Raw genomic sequence first — 25,184 nt, 5'->3', positions numbered from 1 at the left:
CAAGGCGAAAGGAGCCATGCCGGCAGCGGCAACGAATCAATCCCTGCCCTGCATTGCGGGCCGCACAAACGGCCGCGCGTTCGGGGAATTTTGCGCCTTGCGTGACGAAAATCCACCCCCGGACACGGCCAACTCAACCCCCTGGTACGATGAAGGAGAGATCATGACCCTATTCACTCCAGAAGAAGCCCTCGCCTATCACCGCAATGGTAAACGCGGCAAACTTGAAGTTTTCCCGGTCAAGCCCTGCGCCACCCAAAAGGATCTCTCCATGGCCTACTCCCCCGGTGTCGCTGAAGCCTGCCGGGCGATTGCGGCTGATCCGGACACGGTTTTCGACTATACCGGCCGTGGCAATCTCGTCGCAGTCGTCTCCAACGGCAGTGCGGTGCTGGGTCTGGGCAACATCGGGCCTTTGGCTGGTAAGCCGGTTATGGAAGGCAAAGGGGTATTGTTTAAAATTTTTGCCGACATCGATGTCTATGACATCAATCTGAACTGCACCTCCCCACAAGCCATCATCGAAACAGTCAAGGCCATGGAACCAACCTTCGGCGGCATCAACCTTGAAGACATCAAAGCTCCAGAATGTTTTGAAATAGAGAAGACCCTCAAGCAAGAACTCGATATCCCAGTATTCCATGACGATCAGCACGGCACGGCGATCATTTCTGGAGCCGGGCTGTTGAACACCTTGGAACTGACCGGCAAACGGATTGAAAACCTCCGGGTGGTCATCAGCGGGGCGGGAGCGGCGGGCATTGCCTGTGCCCAATTCTACGTCACCCTCGGCGTGGATCCGGCCAATATCCTCATGTTCGATTCGCGCGGCCTGATCCACCCTCAGCGCACCTCCGGGATGAACCCTTACAAAGAACAGTTCGCCAACGGCACTCCGGACATGGACCTTACCGCGGCCATGCAGGGGGCCGATCTCTTTCTCGGCCTGTCCCAAAAAGACCTTCTCAGCCAGGATATGGTCGCGGCCATGGCTGACAAACCGGTCATTTTCGCAATGGCCAACCCGGACCCGGAAATCCCCTACCCAAGCGCCAAGGCGGTCCGCCCGGATTGCATCATGGGCACTGGCCGATCCGATTTCCCCAATCAGGTCAACAATGTCTCAGGGTTTCCCTCCATTTTCCGGGGCGCTTTGGATGTCCGGGCCACATCGATCAATGAAGAGATGAAGGTCGCAGCGGCCAGAGCCCTTGCCGAATTGGCCAAGGAACCGGTTCCTGAAGCCATGCTTGAGGCCTACGGCGTGGATAAGCTGGAATTCGGACCTGACTACATTATACCCAAGCCGCTCGACCCTCGGGTCCTTCTCTGGGAGGCTCCGGCGGTGGCCCGGGCGGCGATGGACTCTGGCGTCGCCAGACAACCGGTTGACCTCGAGCCCTATACGCAAAACCTCCAGCGCCGGCTGGATCAATCCCGGGCCCGTATCACCGATATTGTGGAAAGCTACGCCGCAAAGTAATCGCCGACAGACGCCGTTTTATGGCCTGTCGCGGCGAGCGCGGCAGGCCCCTGTCGTTTTGCGAAATCAACGTACGTGCCGTGCCGCTTACAGCGGCTTCTCAGGAAATTTCATGACGCTTCACACTTTCCTTTCCGAGAGACTCTTTTCCCTTATCCTGGTGCTTATACTTGGCATCAGCGCTGGGAGTGCTGTGGCTCCGACACCTGCAGCCGCAAAGGAAAAAAAGAATATCCTGTATATCAATTCCTACCACAACGGATATTCATGGTCAGACCGTATTCAGGAAGGGATAAAGGAAACCATTCGTGAAAGTCCGTATAAAATAGATCTGCAAATAGAATATATGGACTCAAAAAAATATAATTATGCATACATCAAATTAATGCTGTATGACATATACTCTTATAAATTCGATCAAAAACACTTTGACGCCATCATCGTCTCGGACAACAATGCCTTCACTTTTATACGCCAATTCCATGACGACCTTTTTCCTGGCGTACCAGTCATTTTTTGTGGTATAAACAACCTTGAAAAAGAACAAATCCAAAGAAGAAATCTCTATACTGGCCTTTTAGAAAATTTTGACTTTCAGCATAATATTGAACTTGCCTTACGTCTACACCCACAAAAAGACCGAGTGATTGTTATTGGCGACCAGTCGGTCACCGGAAAAGCCATCCGCAGCCAAATTCAAAAAGCAGCTTCCAACCTTTCTGAACGCGTTGAATTTGAATATTGGTCAAACTACACTCTTGAAAAAATAATTTCTAATGTCCAGGATTTACCGAAAGATACATTCATCTACTTTATTCCCATATATAAAAACATCAGTGACCAATTCTACTCCGCTGAGGAGTTGTTGAGCGTCATCAATCAAAACACGAATGTACCCTGCTACAGCGGTTGGGAATTCTTGCTGGGCAATGGAATCATCGGTGGCAAACTCCTCAGTGGGTATCGCCACGGAGAAATCGCAGCCAACATGGCCCTCCAGGTGTTGTCCGGCACCTCGCCCAACAAAATCAGTATTATCGAGAAACCGCAAGATAAGCTCTTATTTGACTACAACGCACTAAAAAAATTCTACATCCAAAAATCACAACTCCCTGCGGACAGTACAGTAATCAACGAACCCGATCTGTTTTATGAACTCAACCAGCAGGTCTTTTGGACAATTATCATCAGTCTGATTTTACTGAGCATCACGCTCGTCTTACTGGTGATCAATATTATCCAGCGCAAATCTGTAGAACAAAAGATCAAGGACCAGCTCTCATTTTTGCAGTTACTCATGGATACCATTCCCATCCCCATCTACTTCAAAAACAAGGACGGGACTTATGAGAACTGCAACACGTCCTTTGAGAAATGGTTTTCTATCTCCCGCTCCCAGATTACCGGTAAAAGTGACGACGACCTTCAAGGGAAAGGGTTGGTGCAGCTGTACCAGGAAGTCGATGATTCGATCCTGGAAAGTGCCGGAGTACGGACGTATGAAGACAGTATCCTCAGCAGTAACGGTGAAATCCACGATGTTATCTTGCACAAAGCCACCTATAAAAATGCCAAAGGAGAAATAGCTGGTTTTGTTGGCGTCCTCTTTGATATCACCGATCGCAAAAAAGCAGAGGACAATCTGCGCAAAGCTGAAGAAAAATACCGCTCGATTTTCGAAAATTCTCCTTTGGGCATCTTCCGGATCACTCCTCGGGGCAAACTCTTGGACTGCAATCCAGCCTTGGCCCGAATGATGGGCTATGAGACCCCGTCCGCCCTGATGTTCGAAACCGACGAATTCCCTCGGGCCTTGTTCGCTGACGAACGCCAGGAACGAGAAGTCCGGAAAATGCTCCAACGCGGTTCAGGCATCGTCCAATTTGAGCGGCAGTTCCGGCGGCGTGATGGACAGAATCTGACCTTGAACATCAACGTCCGCATTATTCGCCACAGTCTCGGAACCATCAAGCATTTTGAGGGGTTTGCCGAGGACGTAACCCAGAAGGTCAACCTGGAACGGCAGCTGCTGCAGTCCCAGAAAATGGAAGCCATTGGGACCCTGGCCGGCGGAATCGCCCACGACTTCAACAACATCCTCACCTCGATCATCAACTCTATCGAACTGGCGAGCATGGATGTCGACCCGGATTCCATGGCCGGCAATGACCTGGAACGGGCCCTGAAAGCGGCGCAACGCGGCAGCCATCTGGTCAAACAGATCCTGACCTTCAGCCGCCCTTCCCAGGACGGATTCATTTCCACCAATCTGGCCCACGTCCTCCAGGAAGACCTCAGTCTGATCAAGGCCTCGTTGCCACGGAACATCGAGATCCGGGAAAATATCCAGGCCAGGCATGAAACCACCACAGCCGACCCCACGCAGATCCATCAGATCGTGATGAACCTGTGCACAAATGCCTTCCAGGCCCTGCGCGAACACGGGGGCGTCCTTGAAGTCAGTTTAAGCGAGGTGGCCCTGGACCAGAAAGAAGCCAAGGCGCTGCATATTGCGTCCGGCAACTACCTCTGTTTGGCCGTTTCCGACAACGGGCCGGGGATTGATACCGATATTTTGAACAAGATTTTCGACCCCTTTTTCACCACAAAGGGCAAAGGGGAAGGCACCGGACTTGGGTTGGCCGTGGTCCACGGCATCGCCAAAAACCACAATGGGGCTGTCCGCGTCAGCAGCCTGCCCTGGGAAAAGACCAGCTTTGAAATTTTGCTGCCCATGCAGGAACACGATGATGAACTGGATCAACCGCAAACCGTGCCCTCGATCAGGGGCGCGGAACGCATCCTGTTTGTCGAAGACGACGAGGACCAGATCGCGACGATTCCCAGGGTCCTTGAACAACTCGGCTACCAGGTCCAGGCCGAAAGCGACGTAACGAAGGCCCTGGACCGGTTCCGCGAAACCCCGGACCAGTTTGATGTGGTTATCACCGATTTTGACATGCCCGAGGTCAACGGGCTGGAATTGGCCAAGGAAATCAAGACCATCGCCCCTACAACGCCGGTCATCCTCGTTTCCGGCCGCGAAACGGCCATCCAGGCCCTGGGACAGGTGGATAATATCTGCAAATTGGTGCGCAAGCCCTACAACCGCTTGAGCCTTTCCCAGGCTATTCGGGAAGCAATGACCTATTTACAAAGGCCGCACCAATGATGCAAAGCGGGTCTCCGAACACAGGAGGCTGCCCCAGAGGATGACATAGCGCCTCTCCAGCACCCGGCCCGGCCTCAAACGCGAAGAACCTTTCTGGAGCACTGAGAAAAGCATGGCTAAGATCCTCATTATCGATGACGACGCCCAACTCTGCGAAACCATGCAGAGTCTGACTTCACGTCTCAACCACGAGTGCCAAAGCGCCCAGACGCTGCACGAGGGACTCCAGGCCTTGAAAAACGACGATTACGACCTGGTCTTCCTTGATGTTCGCCTTCCCGACGGAAACGGTCTCGATGTCTTGCAAGATATCAAGGGCGCCCGGTCCCAGCCCGAAGTGGTCATCCTCACCGGACAAGGCGACCCTGACGGCGCTGAACTGGCCATCCAGCGGGGGGTCTGGGACTATCTGATCAAACCCTCGCCCATCAAACAGACCAAGCTGACCCTGACCCGGGCGCTGACCTACCGCGAAGAAAAACAGAATAAAAGCAATGTGGTCGCCCTGAATCTGGAAAATGTCATCGGACGCAGCGCGAAAATGAAGGCCTGTTTTGACCTTATCGCCCAGGGTGCCCCCTCCGATTCCAACGTCCTGATCACAGGAGAGACCGGAACGGGTAAAGAACTCTTTGCCCGTACCTTCCACAACAACAGCCCCCGTGCCAAAGGCCCCTTTGTCGTAGTCGACTGCGCCTCTTTGACCGAGAGCCTGGTCGAAAGCACCCTTTTCGGACACAAAAAAGGGGCGTTTACAGGGGCCCAGGAAGACAGGGACGGGTTGGTTAAACTGGCCCATGGCGGGACCTTGTTTCTCGACGAGATCGGGGAATTGCCGCTGTCCATCCAGAAAGCGTTTCTGCGCGTCCTGCAAGAGCGCCGTTTTCGCCCGGTGGGGGAAACCAAGGAAGTCCAAAGTGACTTCAGACTCATTGCCGCCACGAACAAGGACCTTGCCGCATTGGTGGAATCCGGGGAATTCCGTCAGGACCTGCTGTTCAGGCTCAAGACCATGCACCTCGATCTCCCTCCGCTCCGAGAACGCCCGGAAGACATCAAACCCTTGGCCATGTATTTTCTGGACAAGATGTGCGAAGAGCACAAACTCCCGACAAAAGGCTATGATGCTGATTTTTTTGCCACCCTGGCCGCCTATGGCTGGCCCGGCAATGTGCGGGAGCTTTTTAATGTCCTGGAGCGGGCCTTTGTGGCGGCTGGCGAGGAGCAAACCCTCTATGCCATGCACCTGCCACAGGACATTCGTATCAAGGTCACCAAAGCGACCTTGCGGCAGAGTTGTCAAAGCAATTCCTCTAAATCCCAGGGGGCAATGGAGGCGGCAAAGGACCTTACAAGTGGCCCGTCTGGACCTCAGGACGGCGTTTTTCCTTCCCCATTGCCGCCACTCAAGGAATTCCGCGCGCTTATGGAGCGACGCTATCTTGAGCACCTCATTCGCATGACCGAGGCCGACATCAAGGAAATTCTTGAAATTTCAGGCCTATCTCGCTCCCATTTCTACGCCATGGTCAAAAAGCACGGCATCACGTTCTAAGGCCGAGCCTGTGCTCTTGAAACGCAAACACAAGCTCCCCTGTCCCGGCCGGGACAGGGGAGCTTGTGTTTGGAAAACCCTCCATTCATGACAACTGCCATGTGGTCTCACTTGAGCTGCTGAGCCCGCAAACGGTGCCATCCACCCCAGAGCACCACGGCTGTGGTCAGTAACAACAGCGTTGGGACCACAAAGGCGGCCGAGAGTCCGGCGATTTCGGCCACGGCCCCGAGAATCAACGGACTGGAAAAGGTCGCCGCCGTGATAGTCGTAAAACGGAGCCCCATGGCCAAGCCGCTGTTCTCGCTGTGAGACAAATCCGAGACCATAACCATGGACAGCGGCTGCGATATGCCGAATCCAAGTCCGAAAACCACCAGTGCTCCGGCCACGCCCCATTGATTGTGCACCAGCGGCATCAGGGCCACGGGAATGGTGATCAGGACCAAGGCGATCGCGACAAGAAAAGGCCGACTCGTGGCCCCCATCAGACGACCAACCCAGACCCGCACCACGGTCATGGCCACAGCAAACAAAGAGAGATAGGCTCCGATCAATCCTGGAGAAAATCCCTTTTGGCGCAGCAAAAGGGGCAAGAACGATCCCCGCAGGCTGACGGCAAAAAGGATGCTCAAGGTAAATAGCAAAACCCCGAGAAAGCGCTTGTCTTTCAGCAAGGTTCCCGCTTCCCGCCATTGCGGAATCTGCCCCGGCGTGCCCGTTTTCTCGTGACGGACCCAAATGGCGCTCAAACCTGTCAGGGCAAGCCCCACGGCAAGGATAAAGACCGTGGTATATCCCGCCACCGAGACAATCCACCCCCCAACCACGGGTCCTGTTCCCTGCCCCAGGGCCGCGGCGAACGAGAGCAGTCCGAACCCCCTCTCCCGCTTGCCTTGTTGCGGTATCTGCGACACCGCCGCCTGGGAGGAAACGATCAGGAATAAAAACCCCAACCCGCCGGACAACTGGGCCACAAAAATCCCCCAAGGACCTTGCGCCACCAGCAACAACAGGCTGTAGACAATATTGCCCGCAGCCGCCACAAGCAGCATCGTCCGCACCGCCACCTTGTCCGCCACACGCCCCACATACAGAGCCAAACACAGGGAGAGCAGATTAAATCCCGAGACGATCACTCCGACAAAGGCTGAAGAGGCCCCCATTTCCGAAGCATACAACGGGACCAGGGGCAGGACCATGCCGTGGCGGAAAAAATGAAAGAAATACAATGCGGCCAACACCGCCAGGGTCCGTGCGGTCATGCCAGACTCCTGTCCCTGCGCGGGCTATGCAAGAAAGAAGCGGATGCGTGGGCATCCGCTTGCGAAAGTGGTGAAGGGCCTGTAGCGACCCCAGAAGGGGATTTGGGCGAAGATATGGTACAATTATTCCCGAGAACCAGGGAAGGAAAGCATTTTGAATGAATCATTGGAGAGTTTTTCCGGTGAAATATTCGCAAAAAAATGCGGGAAATAACTAAAAATTGAGGGATAGTATTTCTCGACCATCCGGTAATAGGTCCCGTCCCAGCGGATTTTTTCCATAAACCGGTTAAAGGCCTGCCGCAACTGTATATCGTGTGGCCGAAAAGCGCAGGCCATGTATTGCAGGGACGACACCGGCCCAAGGACCTTGAGTTGTCCAGGCCAATGGGACAGGGCCATGAGCACGCTGGGAACGTCAAGTAATACAGCTTCCACCTGCCCATCCAAAAGACGCGGCACAAGTTGAGCCGGTCGCAAGTCCCTCACCTTGAGCGGGGGCCTTGCCGATTTGACGCCATATAGTTCAGGGTCCAGGCAAGTGTCAGGAAGCCCTATGAGTTCCAGGTCGTGGAGTTTGCCCTTTGTGCGGGCGATATCCCCTTGTGCCGCCCCGGTCGGCTGGATAGGCTGCACCGGCGTATCGCCCCGCACCACAACCAGAACCTGAGTCAAAAAGGTCGGATTGGAGAATGCCACCAATTGTTTCCGCCACTCCAAGGCCGTGACACCGCTACACAGGACATCTCCGCTGATCGGCCGCTTCTCTCCCAGCCGCAGCGTGCCGTTTTTTTCAAGGACTTGCCGGCCAAGCAAATCCTCAACGGCTCGGGACCATTGGGTCGGAACGAATTGGTATTCCACTCCCAGCCAGGAGGCAAATTGCCGTATCAATTCGATCGACAATCCCTCACGACCGCTGGTGACGAAATTCGCATATTCCTCGACCCCAAGATGGCGAAGAACGCCCCGTTCACGAACAGACTCCAGCCCCGAGGCCGGAGCCGAAACGCTGAGCAAGAGAAGACACGTACTCCACAAAAAACTCAGCACGACCACCCGGAATGGGTGCAGCATAGAGAATAACTCCTTGGCCGTTGCACAGAAGACGAATCGTGCAGAGCGTGCATGAAGTCGTGCATCAATGTCAATGTCCCTTGCTGCGTGGCACCACTTCAGCCAAACGATCGGGAAGCCGTCCCCTGATCTTGCACCTCAGCCGCGGCGGTTGCCGCTTCCTCCGCATCGCCCAGATAATAGGAGCCAATCGCCTTCATGTCCGGACCGAGTTCATAGACCAGCGGGATGCCAGTAGGGATATTGAGCCCGGTGATGGCCTCGTCACTCACGCCCTCCAAATGTTTCACCAGTGCCCGCAGGCTGTTCCCATGCGCCACAAGAAGAACTCGGCGATTTTCCTGGATCCGGGGCACGATTTCTCGATTCCAATACGGTAGGACCCTGGCCACGGTATCTGCCAGACTCTCTGTCCGGGGACGTCCAGCCTGCTGGAGCCTCGAATAGCGCGGGTCGTGTTCCGGCAATCGGGGATCTCCTTCCGGCAGTGCTGGCGGGCGGACCGCATAGCCCCGCCGCCACTGGAATACTTGCTCCTCGCCGTACTGCGCAGCGGTTTGTCCTTTGTCCAATCCCTGCAACGCCCCATAATGGCGTTCGTTCAAACACCACTGCTTGACCACCGGCAACCACATGCGATCCATGGCTTCCTGGATCAACCACAACGTCTTGATAGCCCGCTTCAAAAAAGAGGTATAGCAGATATCGAAATCCAGTCCGGCCGCAAGGAGTTGCCCCGCCGCCCGAAGGGCCTCCTTTTCGCCTGCAGGGCTCAGCGGAACATCCGTCCAACCGGTAAATTTATTCTCCTTATTCCAAGTGCTCTGACCGTGGCGAACCAAAACGATTCGAAACATACCTGCTCCCTTTACATTGCTCATCCTATCCGGCTACCTTGCTTTGAAAATCCGAATCCATTTCGCCTTTGGCCACAAGGAGCGCCGCATGTCCCCGCTTTTTCGTAAAAAAGACGAGTCCAGCCAAGAACAGCAATGGTTTTTGCCCCAAGAGCAACAAACCTATCTCCGGGAACTCTTTCAACAACTCAACGCCCCGGTCCAGATCCATCTCTATACCGCCAAAGGGACAAACGACGCCTATAACGATTTTGCCCGCAAATTCTGCACCGATCTCGCCCGCCTTTCCGAGAGCATAACCGTCCACGAACACGATCTCCAGGAGGAATCGGCCCAAAACGGGAAGGTGACACGATCTCCGACACTACTGATCAATCCCGAGCAATTCAATATCCGCTTTACCGGAGCGCCGGCGGGCGAAGAGGGGCGGTCGTTCATTCAGACACTGCTGCTGGTCTCCACAAAAAACACCGAACTCGGGGCAGAAAGCAAGCAGTTGTTGCATGATCTCGACGACGAGCGGCGGATCCGGGTCTTTGTCAACCCGAACTGCCCGTATTGTCCTGGTCAATGCATTAACGCCATCAAGGCTGCGGTTCAGCGACCCGATCTGGTCAGCGCTGAATGCGTCGAAACTGTTGAAAATCCCGATCTTGCCGACACCTACGCTGTGGGCTCAGTCCCGCACACAGTGATCAACGAGTGGGAAGCGAGCAAAGGGTTGTTGCCCCTTGAGGCCTTCCTCTACGAATTGGTGACCCTCACTCCGGTCCAAGAAGCGTTGGACGCGTCTGAAGAGACCCATTCTCACGCTGAAAGACCGGTGGAATCGTGTGATGTGGTCATTGTCGGTGCTGGGCCGGCTGGGCTGACAGCCGCGATTTACCTTGAACGCGCCGGGCTGCAGACCGTTGTTCTCGAAAAAGACATCATTGGGGGACAGGTGGCCGTGACCCCGGTTGTTGAGAACTATCCCGCGTTCACCTCCATCGGTGGCAAACAACTCATGGAGATGGTTGAAAGCCAGGCCCGCGAATACGCCGACATCCGCGAAGGCGAGGAGGTCGAAGAGATCAAGGTTGGCAAAGCCATCGAAACCTTGACCCGCAGGAGTACCTACCACAGCAAGAGCCTTCTCCTTGCTACGGGAGCGACCTGGAAAAAACTGGACGTTCCCGGAGAAGACCGTCTTTTTGGCAAAGGCGTGGGCTATTGCGCAACCTGCGACGGGTATCTCTTCAAAGAAAAACGGGTCCATATAGTCGGGGGAGGCAACACCGCGGTCACTGAAGCCCTGCACCTCAAAAACCTCGGGGCCGAAGTTGCGCTCATTCATAGACGAGACGCCCTGCGTGCCGAGCCCCACCTCCAGCGGAGCCTGGAACACGAAAATATCCCCGTCCTTTGGAATACGATCGTCGAAGAAATTGTGGGCCAGGACAAGGTGACGGGGCTACGGCTCAAAAATGTCCAATCCGGAACACCTCAAGAAGTGGCGACCGACGGCATATTCATTGCCGTGGGGGAATCGCCCAACACCCAATTGGCCAGAGACCTGGGGATCACCCTCGACGCCCACGGCTATATCCAGGCCGACCGGTCCTGCCGGACCACTATTCCCCGGATTTATGCTGCCGGCGATGCCATCGGCGGGGTCAACCAGATTGTCACCGCCGTCGGTGAAGGAGCCACCGCGGCTTTGAGCATCTTCCATGACTGGCAAAAGACAAACCGGAACACGTAATTATTGCATGCAAAACCGCTTCTGGAATTCTGTCCACGGCCACAATACCCCGAGCAGAACTATTATGGCATAGCGTGGCTCGTCGACGATTTCGCTCCCCACTCCCAGGGGTGAGGAGCTACCGTAAGAGTCTCTACCCTCCCAGCGAATGGCTACCTCCCTTCCATACCGAGAAATTTGGAACAAGCACTCCGGCCGCCGCGATTGTATTTGGTCCAACAGGACTCCATTTCGGGCAAACGGCCTGGAAGGAAACCGATCCCGCGTCATTGTCCCACCAGCTGTAAGCTCCTCAGGATCAAGACAAAACCCCCAATAATCCTTTGCCCGCCTCTCGGATTGAATTCCCTTTGTCCCATTTTCAGCCCTCCAGAGAAAATTCGACCTGTTTTTCTAGCATCATGGCTGTTTAGTGGTTAAAAGCGTCAGAAAGCGCTCAAAAATGAAATTTTCCGGACGAATCCCCCCATTTCCACGAGTTGCCTTCTCCCCCCGGTTTCACGTATATAATAGCTGAAAGTGGCAGCAGGGTCCTGAAATCACCAACACAACTCCGTCCCTGCCGGACCCTCCGGATTACAGGAATCCGGTCGAGCTGTCGCTACCCCCAATATGCCGAATCTCAAGCGACCTTCTTTTCAGAGCTGTTTCTCCTCCCTTCACCGTGCCGTTCCTGCGTGCCAGCGGGATGGGTATGTGCCACCGCATACCTGGTTTTTTTTCTTCACCCTGTTTCGCTGACCACCGACCCGAACTGATGAAAAGATGTTCAGGGCAATTGTCCTGGCAATAGTTCAAGTCTTCACTATTCATATTGAAAACCAAGCCGCACGAGGCCGTATGATCACCTACGATTCAGTGAGCAAAATCTATGGTTCCGGGCCAGGCGCTGTAACGGCCCTGGATAATGTGTCCTTTCATATTGAAAAAGGCGAGGTGGTGGTTTTTCTCGGCCCATCGGGCTGCGGCAAAACCACCACCTTGCGCCTGACCAACCGCCTGGACAGCATCACCCGAGGGACCATTACCATTGGGGGGCGCGACATCAATGAACAGGATCCTGTCCGACTGCGCCAGTCCATGGGCTATGTCATTCAGGAAATCGGGCTCTTTCCCAACAAGACCATTGCCCAGAACATCGCTGTCGTCCCTCGCATGCTCGGTTGGTCCAAGGACAAAATCTCGGAACGCACCGATGAGCTCCTGCGCATGGTCCAGTTAGATCCAGCTTTGTATCGGGACCGCTATCCGGCCGAACTCTCCGGCGGTCAGCAACAGCGAATCGGAGTTGCTCGGGGGCTGGCCGCCGATCCAGAGATCCTGCTAATGGACGAACCCTTTGGAGCCATCGACCCTATCAACAGGGAACAAATTCAGGATGAATTTCTGAAGGTCCAGGAAAAACTGAAAAAAACTATCGCCTTTGTTTCCCATGACATCCACGAAGCGATCAAGATGGGGGATAAAATCGCTCTTTTCAGTGAGGGTCGCCTCATCCAATACGATACCCCGGAAATGATCCTGACCCAGCCCAAAAACAAATTTGTGGCCGACTTCGTCGGCTCCGACAGGGCCCTCAAAGTGCTGGGATTGATGCGGGTCCGCGATGCCATGAACCCTGTGCCGCTGAACATCATCCAGGGCGACACCCTGGCTCCGGCAGCCATAGGCTTTCTGGAGGAGAAAAAACGCCGCTACGGCGTCGTCGTGGACGGGGGCAAGCCGGTTGGCTTCGTATCCCTCAAGGACCTCAAGTTTGAAACCGGCCCTGTGCGTGACGTGGCCACCCCCTTTCCGGTCATGGCCCAGGGCCGTCAACCGCTCCGCGACGCCCTGTCCATGATGCTCATGCACGACCTCATTTTGCTCTGCGTCATCGACGGCAACGGCGACTTCATCGGCACCGTCAGCTATCAAAACATCCAGCGAGCCATCTTGGACGTCTATTCCGATGAGACCGAAGACCGGGACGTGACCCGCTAAGAAGGACGTATGCTATGGATATTCTAGGTTTTCTCCAAAGCAACGCCGACCAGGCCCTGTATCTGACATGGGAGCACATGTGGATCGTCGGCCTCTCGGTAGGCATCGCCACGGTGATCGGCGTCCCGGTGGGGATCCTGATCACCAAATACGAGACCTTGGCCAAGCGGGTTATCAACGCCGCCAATATCTTTATGACCATCCCCTCCATCGCCTTGTTTGGACTCATGCTGCCGATGCTGTCCTTGTTCGGCCACGGCCTGGGGAAAGTGCCGGCGGTTATTGCCCTGGTGCTCTACAGCCAGCTGCCAATTATCAGAAACACCTATGTGGCGATCAAAAACGTGCCGCCTGCAGTGGTCAATGCCGGACGGGGCATGGGCATGTCCAATTGGCAATTATTAAAAGAAGTCGAATTGCCCATCGCCATCCCGGTTATTTTAGCCGGCCTGCGAACGGCAGCGGTCATGAACATCGGCATTGCCGCCATCGCCACCTTCGTCGGTGCCGGGGGGCTTGGCGTCTATATCCAGCAGGGGATCGACCGGGTCTACGATGAAATGATCGTCGCCGGCGCCATTCTTGTGTCCGTGTTCGCCATTGTGGTCGACGGCGGAATGGCCGGCATCGAGCACGCCCTGACGCCGAAGGGCCTCAAGATCCAGAGGAAGCAGAGCAAATGAGTATTATTCTGCGTAAAATCTACCACACCGGCTTGATCGCCCTGTTATTGACCCTCGGCGTCGTGGCCGAACGGGTCGGGCTGATTGAGTATCTCTCGGACCCATATGAATACCCGTACATTGTAAAACTGTTGTACCAGCACCTCTATCTGGTCGGCGTCAGCATGGCCCTGGCCACCGGTTTAGGCCTGCTCATCGGCATAGCGCTTACCCGTCGCCGGCTGCGCAGATTTGCAGGTGTGGTCATGTACATCGTCAGCCTGGGACAAACCATTCCCTCTCTGGCGGTCTTGGCCCTGATGATGAGCGTTCTGGGAATCGGTTCCCGGACAGCGATTTTCGCCCTTTTTGTTTACTCCATCCTGCCCATTGCCCGGAACACCCTGGCCGGAATCACCTCCGTGTCCCCGGCCATGATCGATGCCGCCAAGGGCATGGGCATGCCGGATTGGCGTATCCTGCTTGAAGTGGAGTTGCCCAACGCCATGACTGTCATTCTGACCGGATTCCGGGTCGCTCTGGTGATCAATATTGGGACCACCGCTTTGGCGTATCTCATCGGCGCCGGAGGCCTCGGTGATCTCATTTTTACCGGCATCAATCTCATGCAGACGGAAAAACTGCTGGCTGGCGCCATTCCCACCACGCTCCTGGCCCTGCTCGGCGATTTCCTGTGTACCATCTTAAGCCTGTTGCTGGTGTCGCGAGGCCTGCGCCTCGCCGATTCCCAATAACCATCCGACACCCAAACCTATGGAGGCTCCAATGTTCAACATTCCCCGTTCATTTCTGACCCTTGTCTTGAGTGCCCTGGTGCTCATGGCCGGTAGTACCACGCTGAACGCCTCGCCGCTCATCGTGGGCGGTAAGAATTATACTGAACAGTATATCCTTGCCGAATGCGCCCAAATCCTCCTCGAAGACGCGGGAATCGAAGCCAAGACCAAGACCGGCGTCGGTTCCGCCCTGGCCCGTAAATCCCTCGTCAATGCCCAGTTTGATCTCTATTTCGAATACACCGGTACGGCCTACACCGTGTATTACGAGCAAGACGACCAGGCGGTCATGACTCATCCGGACAAGGTCTACGAGTGGGTCAAAAGCCACGATGCCGACAAGAATCTGGTCTGGCTCGACCCGATCCAGTTCAACAACACCTACACCTTGATGATGCGCGAAAAACAGGCCGACGCCCTGGGCATCACCAGTATCTCCGATTTCGGCGCCTATGTAGACGACAACCCGGATGAACTGCTCTTTGCCACAGACGTGGAATTCTGGGAACGTCCAGATGGGTTCAAGGCCCTGATGCGCACCTATGACTTCCGCATGCCGATCGATCAGATCAAAAAGATGTCCACGGGACTGACGTACAAGGCCTTGCGTGAAGGCCAGGCCGACGTGGCCATGGGCTTTTCCACCGACGGTCGCATCGCGGCTTTCGGATTCGTCCTCCTCGAGGACGACAAGCAGTTCTTTCCCGTCTACAATCCTGCGCCGGTCGTTCGAAAGGACGTTCTCGAACAATACCCCGAAATTCGGGACATATTGAAACCGCTGGCCCAAAAGCTGGATACCAACCAGATGCAGCAACTCAACAAGGCAGTGGATGTCGACCACAAAGAGCTCAAGGCAGTGGCCACTCAATGGCTCCAGGACAACGGCCTGATCGAATAACTTCGGCGCACACACGCGGTGTTTCCGAAACGCATTGCAACACGCCTGGGCTTGGCCCAGGCGTGTTGCAATGTTCATACGCGGACCTTTTTCCATCTCCCAAGGGAAAATCGCAAAAAACACGGCCCTCCGGGGTCGGCCTCTTGACCTCCAGCATGGAACCAATACACTCTGTTCTTCGCATCACACCACCGCCAAGGAACACCGCCCACTGCCGCGCATCGGCCCTGGCATTGAAACCAAGGACATTTGCTCCACCCCGTGGCCCCTCACTTTTCCACACTCAGTGTTCTTCTTCCGGTCTATAACGGCGCAACGACCCTTCCAGCAGCCCTGGACAGCCTTCTGGATCAGACCCGGCCCGATTTCGAGGTCGTGGCTGTGGACGATGGTTCGACCGACGACACAGCCACAATCTTGGAGCGCTACGCCCAACGCGACCCCCGTATCAAACCGATTTTCTCAGCCCACAACGGCATCGTCGGCGCGCTGAACCTGGGCCTCACACACTGCAATGCTCCTTATATCGCGCGCATGGACTGCGACGACATCAGCCACCCCCAACGCCTGGAACGCCAGGCAGACTGCCTGGAAAGCCAGACGGATATTGACCTGATCTCCTGCCGCGTAGAGTTTCCCCGTTGCCGAGCCAATTCGGGCTACGCCCGTTACGTCGACTGGACCAACCACGTCTGCACCCCGGACCAAATCCGCAATCTGCGTTTCATTGAATCCCCTTTCGCCCACCCCTCGGTCATGTTCAGAGCCGAACTCGTCCACCGTTTCGGGGGATATGCCGCGGGCGTTTTTCCCGAAGATTACGAATTGTGGCTGCGGTGGCTCGACAACGGCGTCAATATGGCCAAAACCCCAGAAACTCTGCTCACCTGGAACGATCCCCCTGACCGCCTCTCCAGGACCGATCCGCGCTGCAGCACTGAGGCGTTCTACCGCATCAAGGCTCACTATCTGGCCAAATGGCTGCAGACTCACAATCCACACCACCCGGACATCGTTGTCTGGGGGGCCGGACGCAAAACCAGGCAGCGGGCTTCGTTGTTGACCGAGCAAGGCCTTCGCATCCGGGCTTTTATCGATGTTGCTCCAAACAAGATCGGCCGCCCCATTCACGGCATTCCGGTCTGGGGACCCCACGACCTTCCTGCGCCGGGAAGCTGTTTTGTCGTACCTCTGGTCGCCTCCCGCGGCGCCAGGACAACAATCATGCGCTTTCTCGGCACGCAGGGTTACACCCTCGGCATCAATATCATTCCCGCTGCATGAGATAATGGCTGCCACCCGGTGCAAGGCACTTGCCCGCCGCATCGGGACATGATAGCAGCCCTAGCTGGCTCACAGCCACGAATGCAAACGATTTTGCGTCCAGCCGCGCTCGAATTTCGCGCCGACGCCCCACATACCACTCAAGCCCAATAATGCGGGCCCAGCAGGTTCTCATGATCGATATCGCTGAAATCGTCCGCCAGTTCGCCATATTGGCCGTCCCGGTCCTTATGGCCATCACCTTCCATGAGGTAGCCCACGGCTATGTCGCCTACTTACTTGGCGATCCTACTGCCAAACAGGCCGGAAGGTTGACCTTCAACCCCATCAAGCACCTCGACCCCATTGGCGCCCTGGCCCTGTTTATCGTCAAAATAGGCTGGGCCAAACCGGTGCCGGTCAATCCCGCTTATTTCAGCAACCCCCGACAGGGGATGATTCTCGTCTCTCTGGCCGGACCAGTGACCAACTTTGTGTTGGCGGTGTGTTTCGCCCTGGTGTTCCATGCCCTGTTCTGGCTGTTCGGCCAAAGCGCGTCGGAACAGGTCATTCGTGTCGTCCAGCCAGTAGTCTACATGGCCCAGGCCGGGGTGCTGGTGAACATCGGGCTCGGAATTTTCAATCTCCTGCCGGTCCCCCCCCTGGATGGGAGCAATATCCTCGCCGGCCTTTTACCGCCCCGATACGCCCAGATCTATCAACAACAATCCAAATACGGATTTATACTCCTGATCCTCTTGTTTTTGACCGGAGCGGTACAAAAAGTCATTGTCCCGGTCATATACGGACTGGCCTCCTTCCTGTTGCCCATGTAAAAGCGGGCACCAGATGAGGTGAACGCTGGTCCTGCAGGCCATACGCCTGGTGCTCCTTTCAAGAGCTCCGGAGCCAGTTTCACGGCAAGAACAACGACTGCTTTCGAGGCGCTGGCAACGTGCTGCGGCTTGAACCAAACCAGAACTGACTGTTGCAAAACTCCTTACAATGCAGGTCATTCAAAAATCCCAAGGGACGGCGATACAACGTTCAAGGTCGCAGCGTACGTATCTGTACGTACAATTTTGAACCTATTACAGCTGTCTCCCATTGGGAGATTTGCAACGACCTGATAAACCGCAAGGGTGTCCCCCACTATGTCTGATTCCAAACGTATCGTATCTGGCATGCGTCCTACCGGACCGCTGCACCTCGGCCACTATTTCGGAGTCCTGCAGAACTGGACACAATTGCAGGAAGAATACGATTGCTATTTTTTCATTGCCGACTGGCACGCCTTGACCAGCGAATACAATGACCCGACCCATATCAAATCCTTTGTACCCCAATTGGTCATGGATTGGGTCGCCGGCGGACTGGATCCTTCAAAATGCACCTTGTTTCTTCAATCGCACATCAAGGCCCACAGCGAACTCCACCTGCTGTTGTCCATGATCACACCGCTGGGATGGCTGGAGCGCAATCCGACCTACAAGGAAATCAAACAGGAGCTTGCGGCCAAGGATCTCAATACCTACGGCTTTCTTGGCTATCCGGTCCTCATGAGTTCAGACATCCTCATGTACCGCCCGGAGCTGGTTCCGGTGGGGCATGACCAACTTCCGCACCTGGAGCTCTGCCGGGAAATCGCCCGCCGCTTCAATCACCTCTACGGCGACTTCTTCCCGGAACCCCAGGCCAAACTGACCGAGACGGCCAAGCTTCCCGGTCTGGACGGCCGCAAAATGAGCAAAAGCTACGGCAATGCCATCCATTTGGGTGAGGACATGGAGACCATCAAGCCAAAAATCATGTCCATGCTCACGGACACGGCCCGGAAGCGGCTCAAGGATCCGGGGGATCCGGAAAATTGCAATCTGTTTCCCTACCTGGAACTGCTCGCCTCTCCCGAGGAAACCGCTGAGGTCCATGAGGGCTGCACCCAGGCCACTCGGGGCTGCATGGCCTGCAAGAAATCCCTTTTAGCCCATATGGACCGCTTCTTGACCCCCATACAGCAACGCCGCCGGGAACTCGAAAAAAATCCCGACGAAGTCTGGGATATTATCCATCAGGGCACAGCCCGAGCCGCTGAAGAAGCCGCTCAAACCCTGCAGGCCATCCACGAACGGCTGAACATGGATTATTGATCTTAATCCTTAGCAATTCTTGATAAAAATCAGCCCCTGGATTCAATGAATTGAATCCAGGGGCCGCCATTCCAGGAAGAACCCCCGCTGGCACTGTGTGCCAGCGGGGGTTCTTCCTGGAGTTTTCAGCTTTCGGTCTCAAAGGCGGTCCCGAAAGCGCTCTACTTTGCGCCGCCCGGTTGTCAGGTCCCAGTCAATGCGCACGGCTCCGGCGCGAGCAGTCGTCTCGACGGGGATATCCTGCGCCGCAAGGGCCGTTAGGACCTCCTGGTGCGGAAAACGAAAGGGGTGCAGAAAACCGGCGCTGACCACAGCCAGATCCGGTTCAACAGCTGCATACAAATCCGGCGAAACACTGCTACGGCTACCGTGATGGGGCACGACGAGAACCTCGCTGCGAAGCCCGGCGGTATTTTGCAACAAGGTGGTGAGACCATTTTTCTCAATATCACCGCACAACAGGGCCAGCCCCCGTCCCTCGGCGCACAGACGCAGAACCAATGAATGGTCGTTTTTCCCAGAAGCCCCCCATTGCCGAGGGGGGTGGAGCACCTCCAGACAACACGAACCACCCAATGGGATCGTTTCACCTCGAGAAACAACCGATACCCCCACCTCCCTGGACTGCAGGGCTTCTTCCAACTCCTTCCCGTCACGTCCCTTCGGCCAGTCGCCGTTGAAGACAAACCTGTTGACCTGACAGCGCTGGGCCACCGTTATCAGCCCCCGGTGGTGATCAAAATCCGGGTGGGTCAAAACCGCATACTCCAAAGCAGGTCCGTCTCCCCAGGTCAGAGGTGGCAAAACGGCAAAGCGGGCCAGATCGAAATCCGGATTCCAGGACCCGCCACCATCAACCAGGACCCGGCGCCCGGTCGGCCCCTGGAGCAAGATGGCTTGTCCCTGGCCGACATCAAGGACGGCCATTTGGACATGACCGTGGTGCGTCCCCTGCCACAGCGATGGGAGCACGAGCAGCATGAGTCCGACACCGACCAGGGGCCAGATCCGTTTCCGAGCGCACAACCCCAGAACGAGCGCGCCAAGCAGCAGCCAGTAGCCAAACGCCTCCGGCCACCAGGGCCGCAAGACAGTGAGATCCTCAAGCCAGCCGTGACCATCCAGCCATTGCAACCCTGCGATCATGTGATCTGCCAGAATTGCGGCGGACTTGAAGCCAACAACGGACAAAACCTCTGCATGGGGCACCACCCACCCCAAAACGCCCACAAGGGCCAAAGGCAGGACGCCCAACCCCAATAGCGGCAACCAAAGACTGTTGAGGTAGAGATGGGGACTGATAACGCCGAAGGTCGACGCCAGAAGCGGCAGGAGAACCAGGTTGGCCAGAAAGCTCATACCCAAAACAGCCAGGGCATAGCGCACCGGTGCCAGCCATGCGGGCCAGGACGCGGCCGCACTCCGCCACAGCGGTCCAAGCGCGCGTCCCAACAAGATCAATCCGGCGACGGCAACCACAGAGAGTTGGACACCAATATCGTACAGGGAGAGGGGAGAAAGACAGAAAAGTACCAAGACCGCCCAGAACAAGCCGTCCAGCAGGACCTGGGAGCGCCCCTTCCACAGCAGCACTCCCCAGGCCCCGAACATGACCGAGGCCCGGATCAACGATGGCGCGGCCTGCCCCAGCCACAGATATCCGCTGACCAACGGGACGCACAGCAAAACGGCCAGTTTGGAACGCGGCAAATGGAGATACACTCCCGGAACGATCCATCCCAGGCCCCAGGCCAGGGCAAATCCGATGGAGACGATAAACCCGACATGCAGCCCGGACAAAGCCAGGCTGTGGGCCAAGGAACCGCGCCGGACAAGATCCAGCGTGGCATAGGAAAGCTCCGAACGATCTCCCATAAGCAGGGAAAGGGCCAGCCCCCGCCCGGGTCCAGGCGGGGTCAACTCTACTATCCGCTGCCGCAGAGCGAGTCGAAAGCGCCATCCTGGTGAAGGCTTTCCGGTGAGAGTGATTGCTCCGTCTTCACCCTTTGTATAGGTCCGGTACCAGACATTGCGCCGGGCCCAATACGCCTCGGTATTCCAGGTCCCGGGGTTGGCAAAACCGTGGACCGGCTTGAGTCGGGACTGCAAGCGCACCCTTTGGCCAGGCCCGGGCCACGCCGAGGGGTGTTCCCAGGTCCAGACAACCGATGCAGACCATTGCTGCCAGGGCGCCCCAGGAGAAGGGCGTACCTGGACATCGGTGAGGATGATTTTCGCTCGCTGCTCTGGCTTGAAAGCCACTGTGTCCACTGTGCCTCGCAGCTCCACAGTCTTCCGGGCAGCCATCCAATCCGGCAGGCCGCGCGATGGTTGGCGGGGCAGCAGCAATACCCCCATAAGGCCACCAAGAACAAAGACACACAGCCAGCCCCCGAGATGAGCCCGCTTGTCTTGTCCTCGGGCAACCGCCCAGAGCAGACCCATGCCCGTCGCAGCCGCCAGTGGGGAGCGCGCGCCAAAGACCCCTGCACTGAGCGCGAGAAAAACGAAGTGCCACGGCACTACTCCGGGCAAGAACTGTCGTCGCCCATCCAGTGATCGCCACGGATCCATTGTCGCGTCCTTTACAGTTCCCGTCCGGAGAGGGGACTTTCGCACCAGGCCGAAAACCGAGCTTCAGCACCGTGTAAAGACGTGCCTGCCCTGGGTCCCGGTTGACCAGAACCTTATTCTGAAGCGCGCCAAATCCTGGCCCCGAGTTGGCGCAATTTCTCCTCCATCCGGACGTAGCCCCTGTCGAGGTGATAAATCCGCCGCACTTCGGTCCTGCCCTGGGCCGCCAGCCCCGCAAGGACAAGCGATGCTGAAGCACGAAGGTCCGAGGCCATGACCGGCGCGCCGTACAAGGAAGACACGCCCCGAACCATAGCGCTTTGTCCGGAGAGCTTGATCTCCGCGCCGAGACGAACCAGTTCCGAGACGTGCATGAACCGGTTTTCGAAGATCGTCTCCTTGATCAACCCGGAGCCGTGGGAAATAGCCATCAAAGCCATTATCTGGGCCTGCATGTCCGTGGGGAACCCCGGGTACGGCTGGGTGGTCACATCCACTCCGTGTAGCTCCTTTCCCCGGCTGGCTACAAGGCCCTCGGGCCGCTCTTCAATGTGCACCCCCATTTCCTGGAGTTTGGCAGCCACGGCCTCAATATGCTCCAGTTGACCGTTTTCGAGGACGAGTTTGCCGTCGGTGATAGCCGCCGCGGCCAAATAGGTTCCGGCCTCGATCCGATCCGGCATGATTGTGTAGTCTGTCCCCCGCAACGAGGTGACGCCTTGGACCCGGATAACACTGGTGCCGTGGCCCGTAACCCTGGCACCGCAGGCATTCAGGAACCGGGCCAGATCAGTAATCTCAGGCTCCCTGGCGGCGTTTTCCAATACTGTCTCGCCTTCGGCCAGGACCGCGGCCATGAGCACATTCTCGGTCCCGCCGACAGTGGGAAAGTCAAAAGCAATGCGAGCGCCTCGCAGCCTGTCACAACGCCCTTTGATGTCCCCGCCCTTGAGGGTGAATTCAGCCCCCATCTGTTCCAGGGCCCTGAGATGCAAATCCACGGGCCGGGCCCCGATGGCACATCCCCCCGGCAAGGAGACTTCCGCTTCCCCAAGACGGGCCAAAAGAGGCCCCAGGCACAACACAGAGGCCCGCATGGTCCGCACCAATTCGTAGGGCGCTTGTGGATGCAGACCCTCACCGGCCGTGACTCGCACTTCAGGTCCCTCCTGATCGACCTGGCACCCGAGGAGCTGCAGCAATTTGATCGTGGTCGTGATATCGCGAAGCGGCGGGACATTTGCAAAGCAGACCTTTTCGGGGACAAGAATGGCAGCCAGCAATATAGGCAAGGCGGCATTTTTGGATCCGCTCAGGGCCACATGGCCGTGAAGCGGAACTCCGCCTTCGATAACGAGTTTATCCATAAGGGAACTCCCGAAAACAAGGTTGGCGGATCGTTGAAAATATCCCCATGCCAGGAAGGTGGCAAAAAGTTCTCACACCGAGTCCCGAATACACACACGGCGTCAACGAACTTTGTGGCACCATTCCTCAGGGCTTTTCAATGATCTGCGGGATGTGGTGGTTGTCACTACCCGGTTAGGTTCTGAAAAACCAATTGGTTGTATTTTTTTCTTGACAGGGGCGCAAGTGTTGCATAGAAATATGGGTCTCGCGCGGTGGGTGTAGCTCAGTTGGTAGAGCGCCTGGTTGTGGCCCAGGTGGTCGCAGGTTCAAATCCTGTCACTCACCCCAGTTTTGCAATTTCCGAGGGTTAGGCTTCACGCCTGACCCTCTTTTTTTTGTGTGCCGCGGCGCAAAAGCGCCGCTCTGGGCGCAGCCCACTCGCCCCAGTTCACCCTTGGCGCAACTGCCGGACGTCGCCAACCCGCATGGTCACTTTTTCGCGGTCCAGAAATTCTAAAAGGGGAATCGTATACTTGCGCGACAATCCTGTCAGCTCCTTGAAATCCGTGGGGTGCAGGGTTTCGTTGGCCTCAAAATAGGAGCGGACCTGGTCCTTGAGGCCTTTGATGGCCACCGGATCGAAGTAGAGTTCCTCTTTGACCTTCACCAATTCCCCACCCTCGATCAGCATGCGCAAAAGCGGAGCAGCCTCCTTGGCGGTGACGTCGAGTTCCTCCAGTACCTCGCGCAAATTTGGGGGCCGTAACCCTGCCTCCTTGTACCGCTGGACAAGCAGGGTCTTGAATTTCTCCTGATCCGCTGCCAGAGAGACACGGTGCTCCGGCAGGCGAAACGTCTCCCCTTCCTTGATGACCAGGCTGTCTCTGGCCGCTCGCTCCAGAAGAAAATGAAGCAATTTCTGTGGCATTCCCTGCCCCCAGCCAGAGGCGAGTTCACTGCGGGTCACACCGGCCCGCATGGGGTGCTTGGTGTGGTACGTTTGCACATAGGCATGCAAGCGGTGTTTCAATTCCTCAAGGACCTGGCCATGGACATAGGCCCGCTCTTCACGGTCGAAAAGCAACGCCTCCTGTTTGCTGCCCAGATCCTGGAGATGGTTTTCCAAACGCTTGCCAGGGATTCCGGTCATGACACGCAACCGGTGCATGTCCAGCCCGCTTTGCCCGGCTCGGGCCAGTTGGAAGGCCACCACCCCTCGCTCACCGCTTTTAGCCAGGGCCTGCAATTGCTCGACGCCGCTTGAATGGCGCTTGATTTTTGTGGCCGCCGGACCCAGAACCCGACCGCCACCAATGGTTCGCAACGGCGCATACGCCCTGAGGACGAACCGGTCGCCGAAGACGCCAGCCATCGGCTCGGTGAAGCGGACCTGTGCCAAGGCAGTATCACCAGGCTGGAGCTTGTCGCGATCCAAAAGAAAGATCCGGGCCAGGACCTCACGCGATCCATGGTGAAAATGGAGTTCTGTTCTGTGCCGTAATGGCCGTGGGGCTGAAGACAGACACGTCAGCTCCAGGTCCCACATCTGACTGGGGATCAATGTTCCGGGTCTGGCGAGCACATCGCCACGCTGGAGGCTGGAAACCTCCACCCCCGCCAGGTTACAGGCCGTTCGCTGCCCGGCCAAGGCCCGCTGGACCTCCTGGCCGTGGACCTGAAGACCGCGTACACGAGTCGTCTTGAGCTGGGGGTAGACCTCAACGTCGTCCCCAACATCGATCTGGCCGGAAACGAGTGTTCCGGTGATCACCGTGCCATGTCCGCGCATGCTGAACACCCGGTCCACCGGGAGACGGAAGAGGTCAGTCTCCCGGACGATCTGGACCGAACCGCACAAGGAGACCACGGCCTGGCGCAAAACATCCACACCTTCGCCGGTATGGGCCGAGACCGGAAAGATCGGAGCCTCCTCCAGAAATGTGCCCTGTAAATGGTCCCGGACATCCTCCTGGGCCAGTTCCATAAGATCCGGCTCCACCATGTCCACCTTGGTCAGGGCCACAAGGCCGTGCTTGATCCCGAGAATAGAACAGATTTCCAGGTGCTCACGGGTCTGGGGCATGACCCCTTCATCAGCCGCGACGACAAGGAGCACAAAATCAATGCCCGCGGCCCCGGCTACCATATTCTTCACGAATTTCTCGTGCCCGGGAACGTCTACGATCCCCAGTCGCTGTCCGCCCGGCAGGTCGACGTAGGCAAATCCCAATTCGATGGTGATGCCCCGTTTTTTCTCTTCCTTGAGCCGATCACAGTCGATTCCAGACAAGGCCTTGATAAGATTGGTTTTGCCGTGGTCGATATGCCCGGCCGTGCCCATGATCACCGGCATG

General features: G+C 56.6%; 17 protein-coding genes and 1 tRNA gene. 12 read left to right on the top strand and 6 right to left on the bottom strand.

What is annotated here, in order from left to right; genetic code table 11:
* The first annotated feature begins 163 nt into the window (after nt 1–163).
* From DRET_RS03915 to DRET_RS03905, 3 genes are all read left to right on the top strand, one after another.
* A complete protein-coding gene (locus tag DRET_RS03915; protein WP_015751228.1) occupies nt 164–1,483 on the top strand; it encodes a malic enzyme-like NAD(P)-binding protein in 1,320 nt (439 codons plus the stop codon).
* A 112-nt stretch (nt 1,484–1,595) separates the two neighbouring features.
* A complete protein-coding gene (locus tag DRET_RS03910) occupies nt 1,596–4,655 on the top strand; it encodes an ABC transporter substrate binding protein (RefSeq protein WP_015751227.1) in 3,060 nt (1,019 codons plus the stop codon).
* Between the two features lie 112 nt (nt 4,656–4,767).
* Nucleotides 4,768–6,210 (top strand): sigma-54-dependent transcriptional regulator, encoded by a 1,443-nt coding sequence (locus tag DRET_RS03905; protein WP_015751226.1) that lies wholly within the window; start codon nt 4,768–4,770, stop codon nt 6,208–6,210.
* Between the two features lie 107 nt (nt 6,211–6,317).
* Here the strand turns inward: DRET_RS03905 and DRET_RS03900 are convergent, their stop codons facing one another.
* From DRET_RS03900 to gpmA, 3 genes are all read right to left on the bottom strand, one after another.
* Nucleotides 6,318–7,475, bottom strand: a complete 1,158-nt coding sequence (locus tag DRET_RS03900; RefSeq protein WP_015751225.1) for an MFS transporter — start codon at nt 7,473–7,475, stop codon at nt 6,318–6,320.
* 123 nt (nt 7,476–7,598) lie between these two features.
* Nucleotides 7,599–8,552, bottom strand: coding sequence for a substrate-binding periplasmic protein (locus tag DRET_RS03895; RefSeq protein ID WP_015751224.1), 954 nt, complete (start codon nt 8,550–8,552; stop codon nt 7,599–7,601).
* A 98-nt stretch (nt 8,553–8,650) separates the two neighbouring features.
* Nucleotides 8,651–9,409 carry a 2,3-diphosphoglycerate-dependent phosphoglycerate mutase gene (gpmA, locus tag DRET_RS03890; RefSeq protein WP_015751223.1) on the bottom strand — a complete coding sequence of 253 codons (759 nt, stop codon included), beginning with the start codon at nt 9,407–9,409 and terminating at the stop codon, nt 8,651–8,653.
* Between the two features lie 88 nt (nt 9,410–9,497).
* Here gpmA and DRET_RS03885 point away from each other — a divergent pair, with 88 nt between their 5' ends.
* From DRET_RS03885 to trpS, 8 genes are all read left to right on the top strand, one after another.
* On the top strand, nt 9,498–11,153 hold the full coding sequence (locus tag DRET_RS03885) for an FAD-dependent oxidoreductase (RefSeq protein ID WP_015751222.1): 1,656 nt from the start codon (nt 9,498–9,500) through the stop codon (nt 11,151–11,153).
* 840 nt (nt 11,154–11,993) lie between these two features.
* Nucleotides 11,994–13,136, top strand: a complete 1,143-nt coding sequence (locus DRET_RS03875; RefSeq protein WP_015751221.1) for an ABC transporter ATP-binding protein — start codon at nt 11,994–11,996, stop codon at nt 13,134–13,136.
* A gap of 14 nt (nt 13,137–13,150) precedes the next feature.
* A complete protein-coding gene (locus DRET_RS03870; protein ID WP_015751220.1) occupies nt 13,151–13,819 on the top strand; it encodes an ABC transporter permease in 669 nt (222 codons plus the stop codon).
* Nucleotides 13,816–14,553: an ABC transporter permease gene (locus DRET_RS03865; RefSeq protein WP_015751219.1), complete on the top strand. Its 738-nt coding sequence runs from the start codon at nt 13,816–13,818 to the stop codon at nt 14,551–14,553. The genes DRET_RS03870 and DRET_RS03865 overlap by 4 nt, the downstream gene beginning before the upstream one ends.
* Nucleotides 14,554–14,584: 31 nt before the next feature.
* Entirely contained in the window at nt 14,585–15,496 is a 912-nt protein-coding gene (locus tag DRET_RS03860) for an ABC transporter substrate-binding protein (RefSeq protein ID WP_015751218.1), read from the top strand.
* 261 nt (nt 15,497–15,757) lie between these two features.
* Nucleotides 15,758–16,780, top strand: a complete 1,023-nt coding sequence (locus tag DRET_RS03855) for a glycosyltransferase (protein ID WP_015751217.1) — start codon at nt 15,758–15,760, stop codon at nt 16,778–16,780.
* Between the two features lie 173 nt (nt 16,781–16,953).
* On the top strand, nt 16,954–17,595 hold the full coding sequence (locus DRET_RS03850; RefSeq protein WP_015751216.1) for a site-2 protease family protein: 642 nt from the start codon (nt 16,954–16,956) through the stop codon (nt 17,593–17,595).
* A gap of 318 nt (nt 17,596–17,913) precedes the next feature.
* Entirely contained in the window at nt 17,914–18,906 is a 993-nt protein-coding gene (trpS, locus tag DRET_RS03845) for a tryptophan--tRNA ligase (protein WP_015751215.1), read from the top strand.
* A gap of 138 nt (nt 18,907–19,044) precedes the next feature.
* On the opposite strand, the gene DRET_RS03840 is transcribed toward trpS, so the two are convergent.
* Entirely contained in the window at nt 19,045–21,480 is a 2,436-nt protein-coding gene (locus DRET_RS03840; protein ID WP_015751214.1) for a DNA internalization-related competence protein ComEC/Rec2, read from the bottom strand.
* Between the two features lie 113 nt (nt 21,481–21,593).
* On the bottom strand, nt 21,594–22,847 hold the full coding sequence (gene murA, locus DRET_RS03835; RefSeq protein ID WP_015751213.1) for a UDP-N-acetylglucosamine 1-carboxyvinyltransferase: 1,254 nt from the start codon (nt 22,845–22,847) through the stop codon (nt 21,594–21,596).
* A 255-nt stretch (nt 22,848–23,102) separates the two neighbouring features.
* On the opposite strand from murA, the gene DRET_RS03830 reads away from it, so the two are divergent.
* Nucleotides 23,103–23,178, top strand: a tRNA-His gene (locus tag DRET_RS03830).
* A gap of 100 nt (nt 23,179–23,278) precedes the next feature.
* Here DRET_RS03830 and selB read toward each other — a convergent pair.
* Entirely contained in the window at nt 23,279–25,183 is a 1,905-nt protein-coding gene (selB, locus tag DRET_RS03825; RefSeq protein WP_015751212.1) for a selenocysteine-specific translation elongation factor, read from the bottom strand.
* Between the last annotated feature and the right edge of the window lies 1 nt (nt 25,184).

This window comes from Desulfohalobium retbaense DSM 5692 (assembly GCF_000024325.1).
In the GTDB taxonomy this organism is placed as follows: Bacteria; Desulfobacterota; Desulfovibrionia; order Desulfovibrionales; family Desulfohalobiaceae; genus Desulfohalobium; species Desulfohalobium retbaense.
This window is presented reverse-complemented; position numbering and strand designations above follow the sequence as displayed.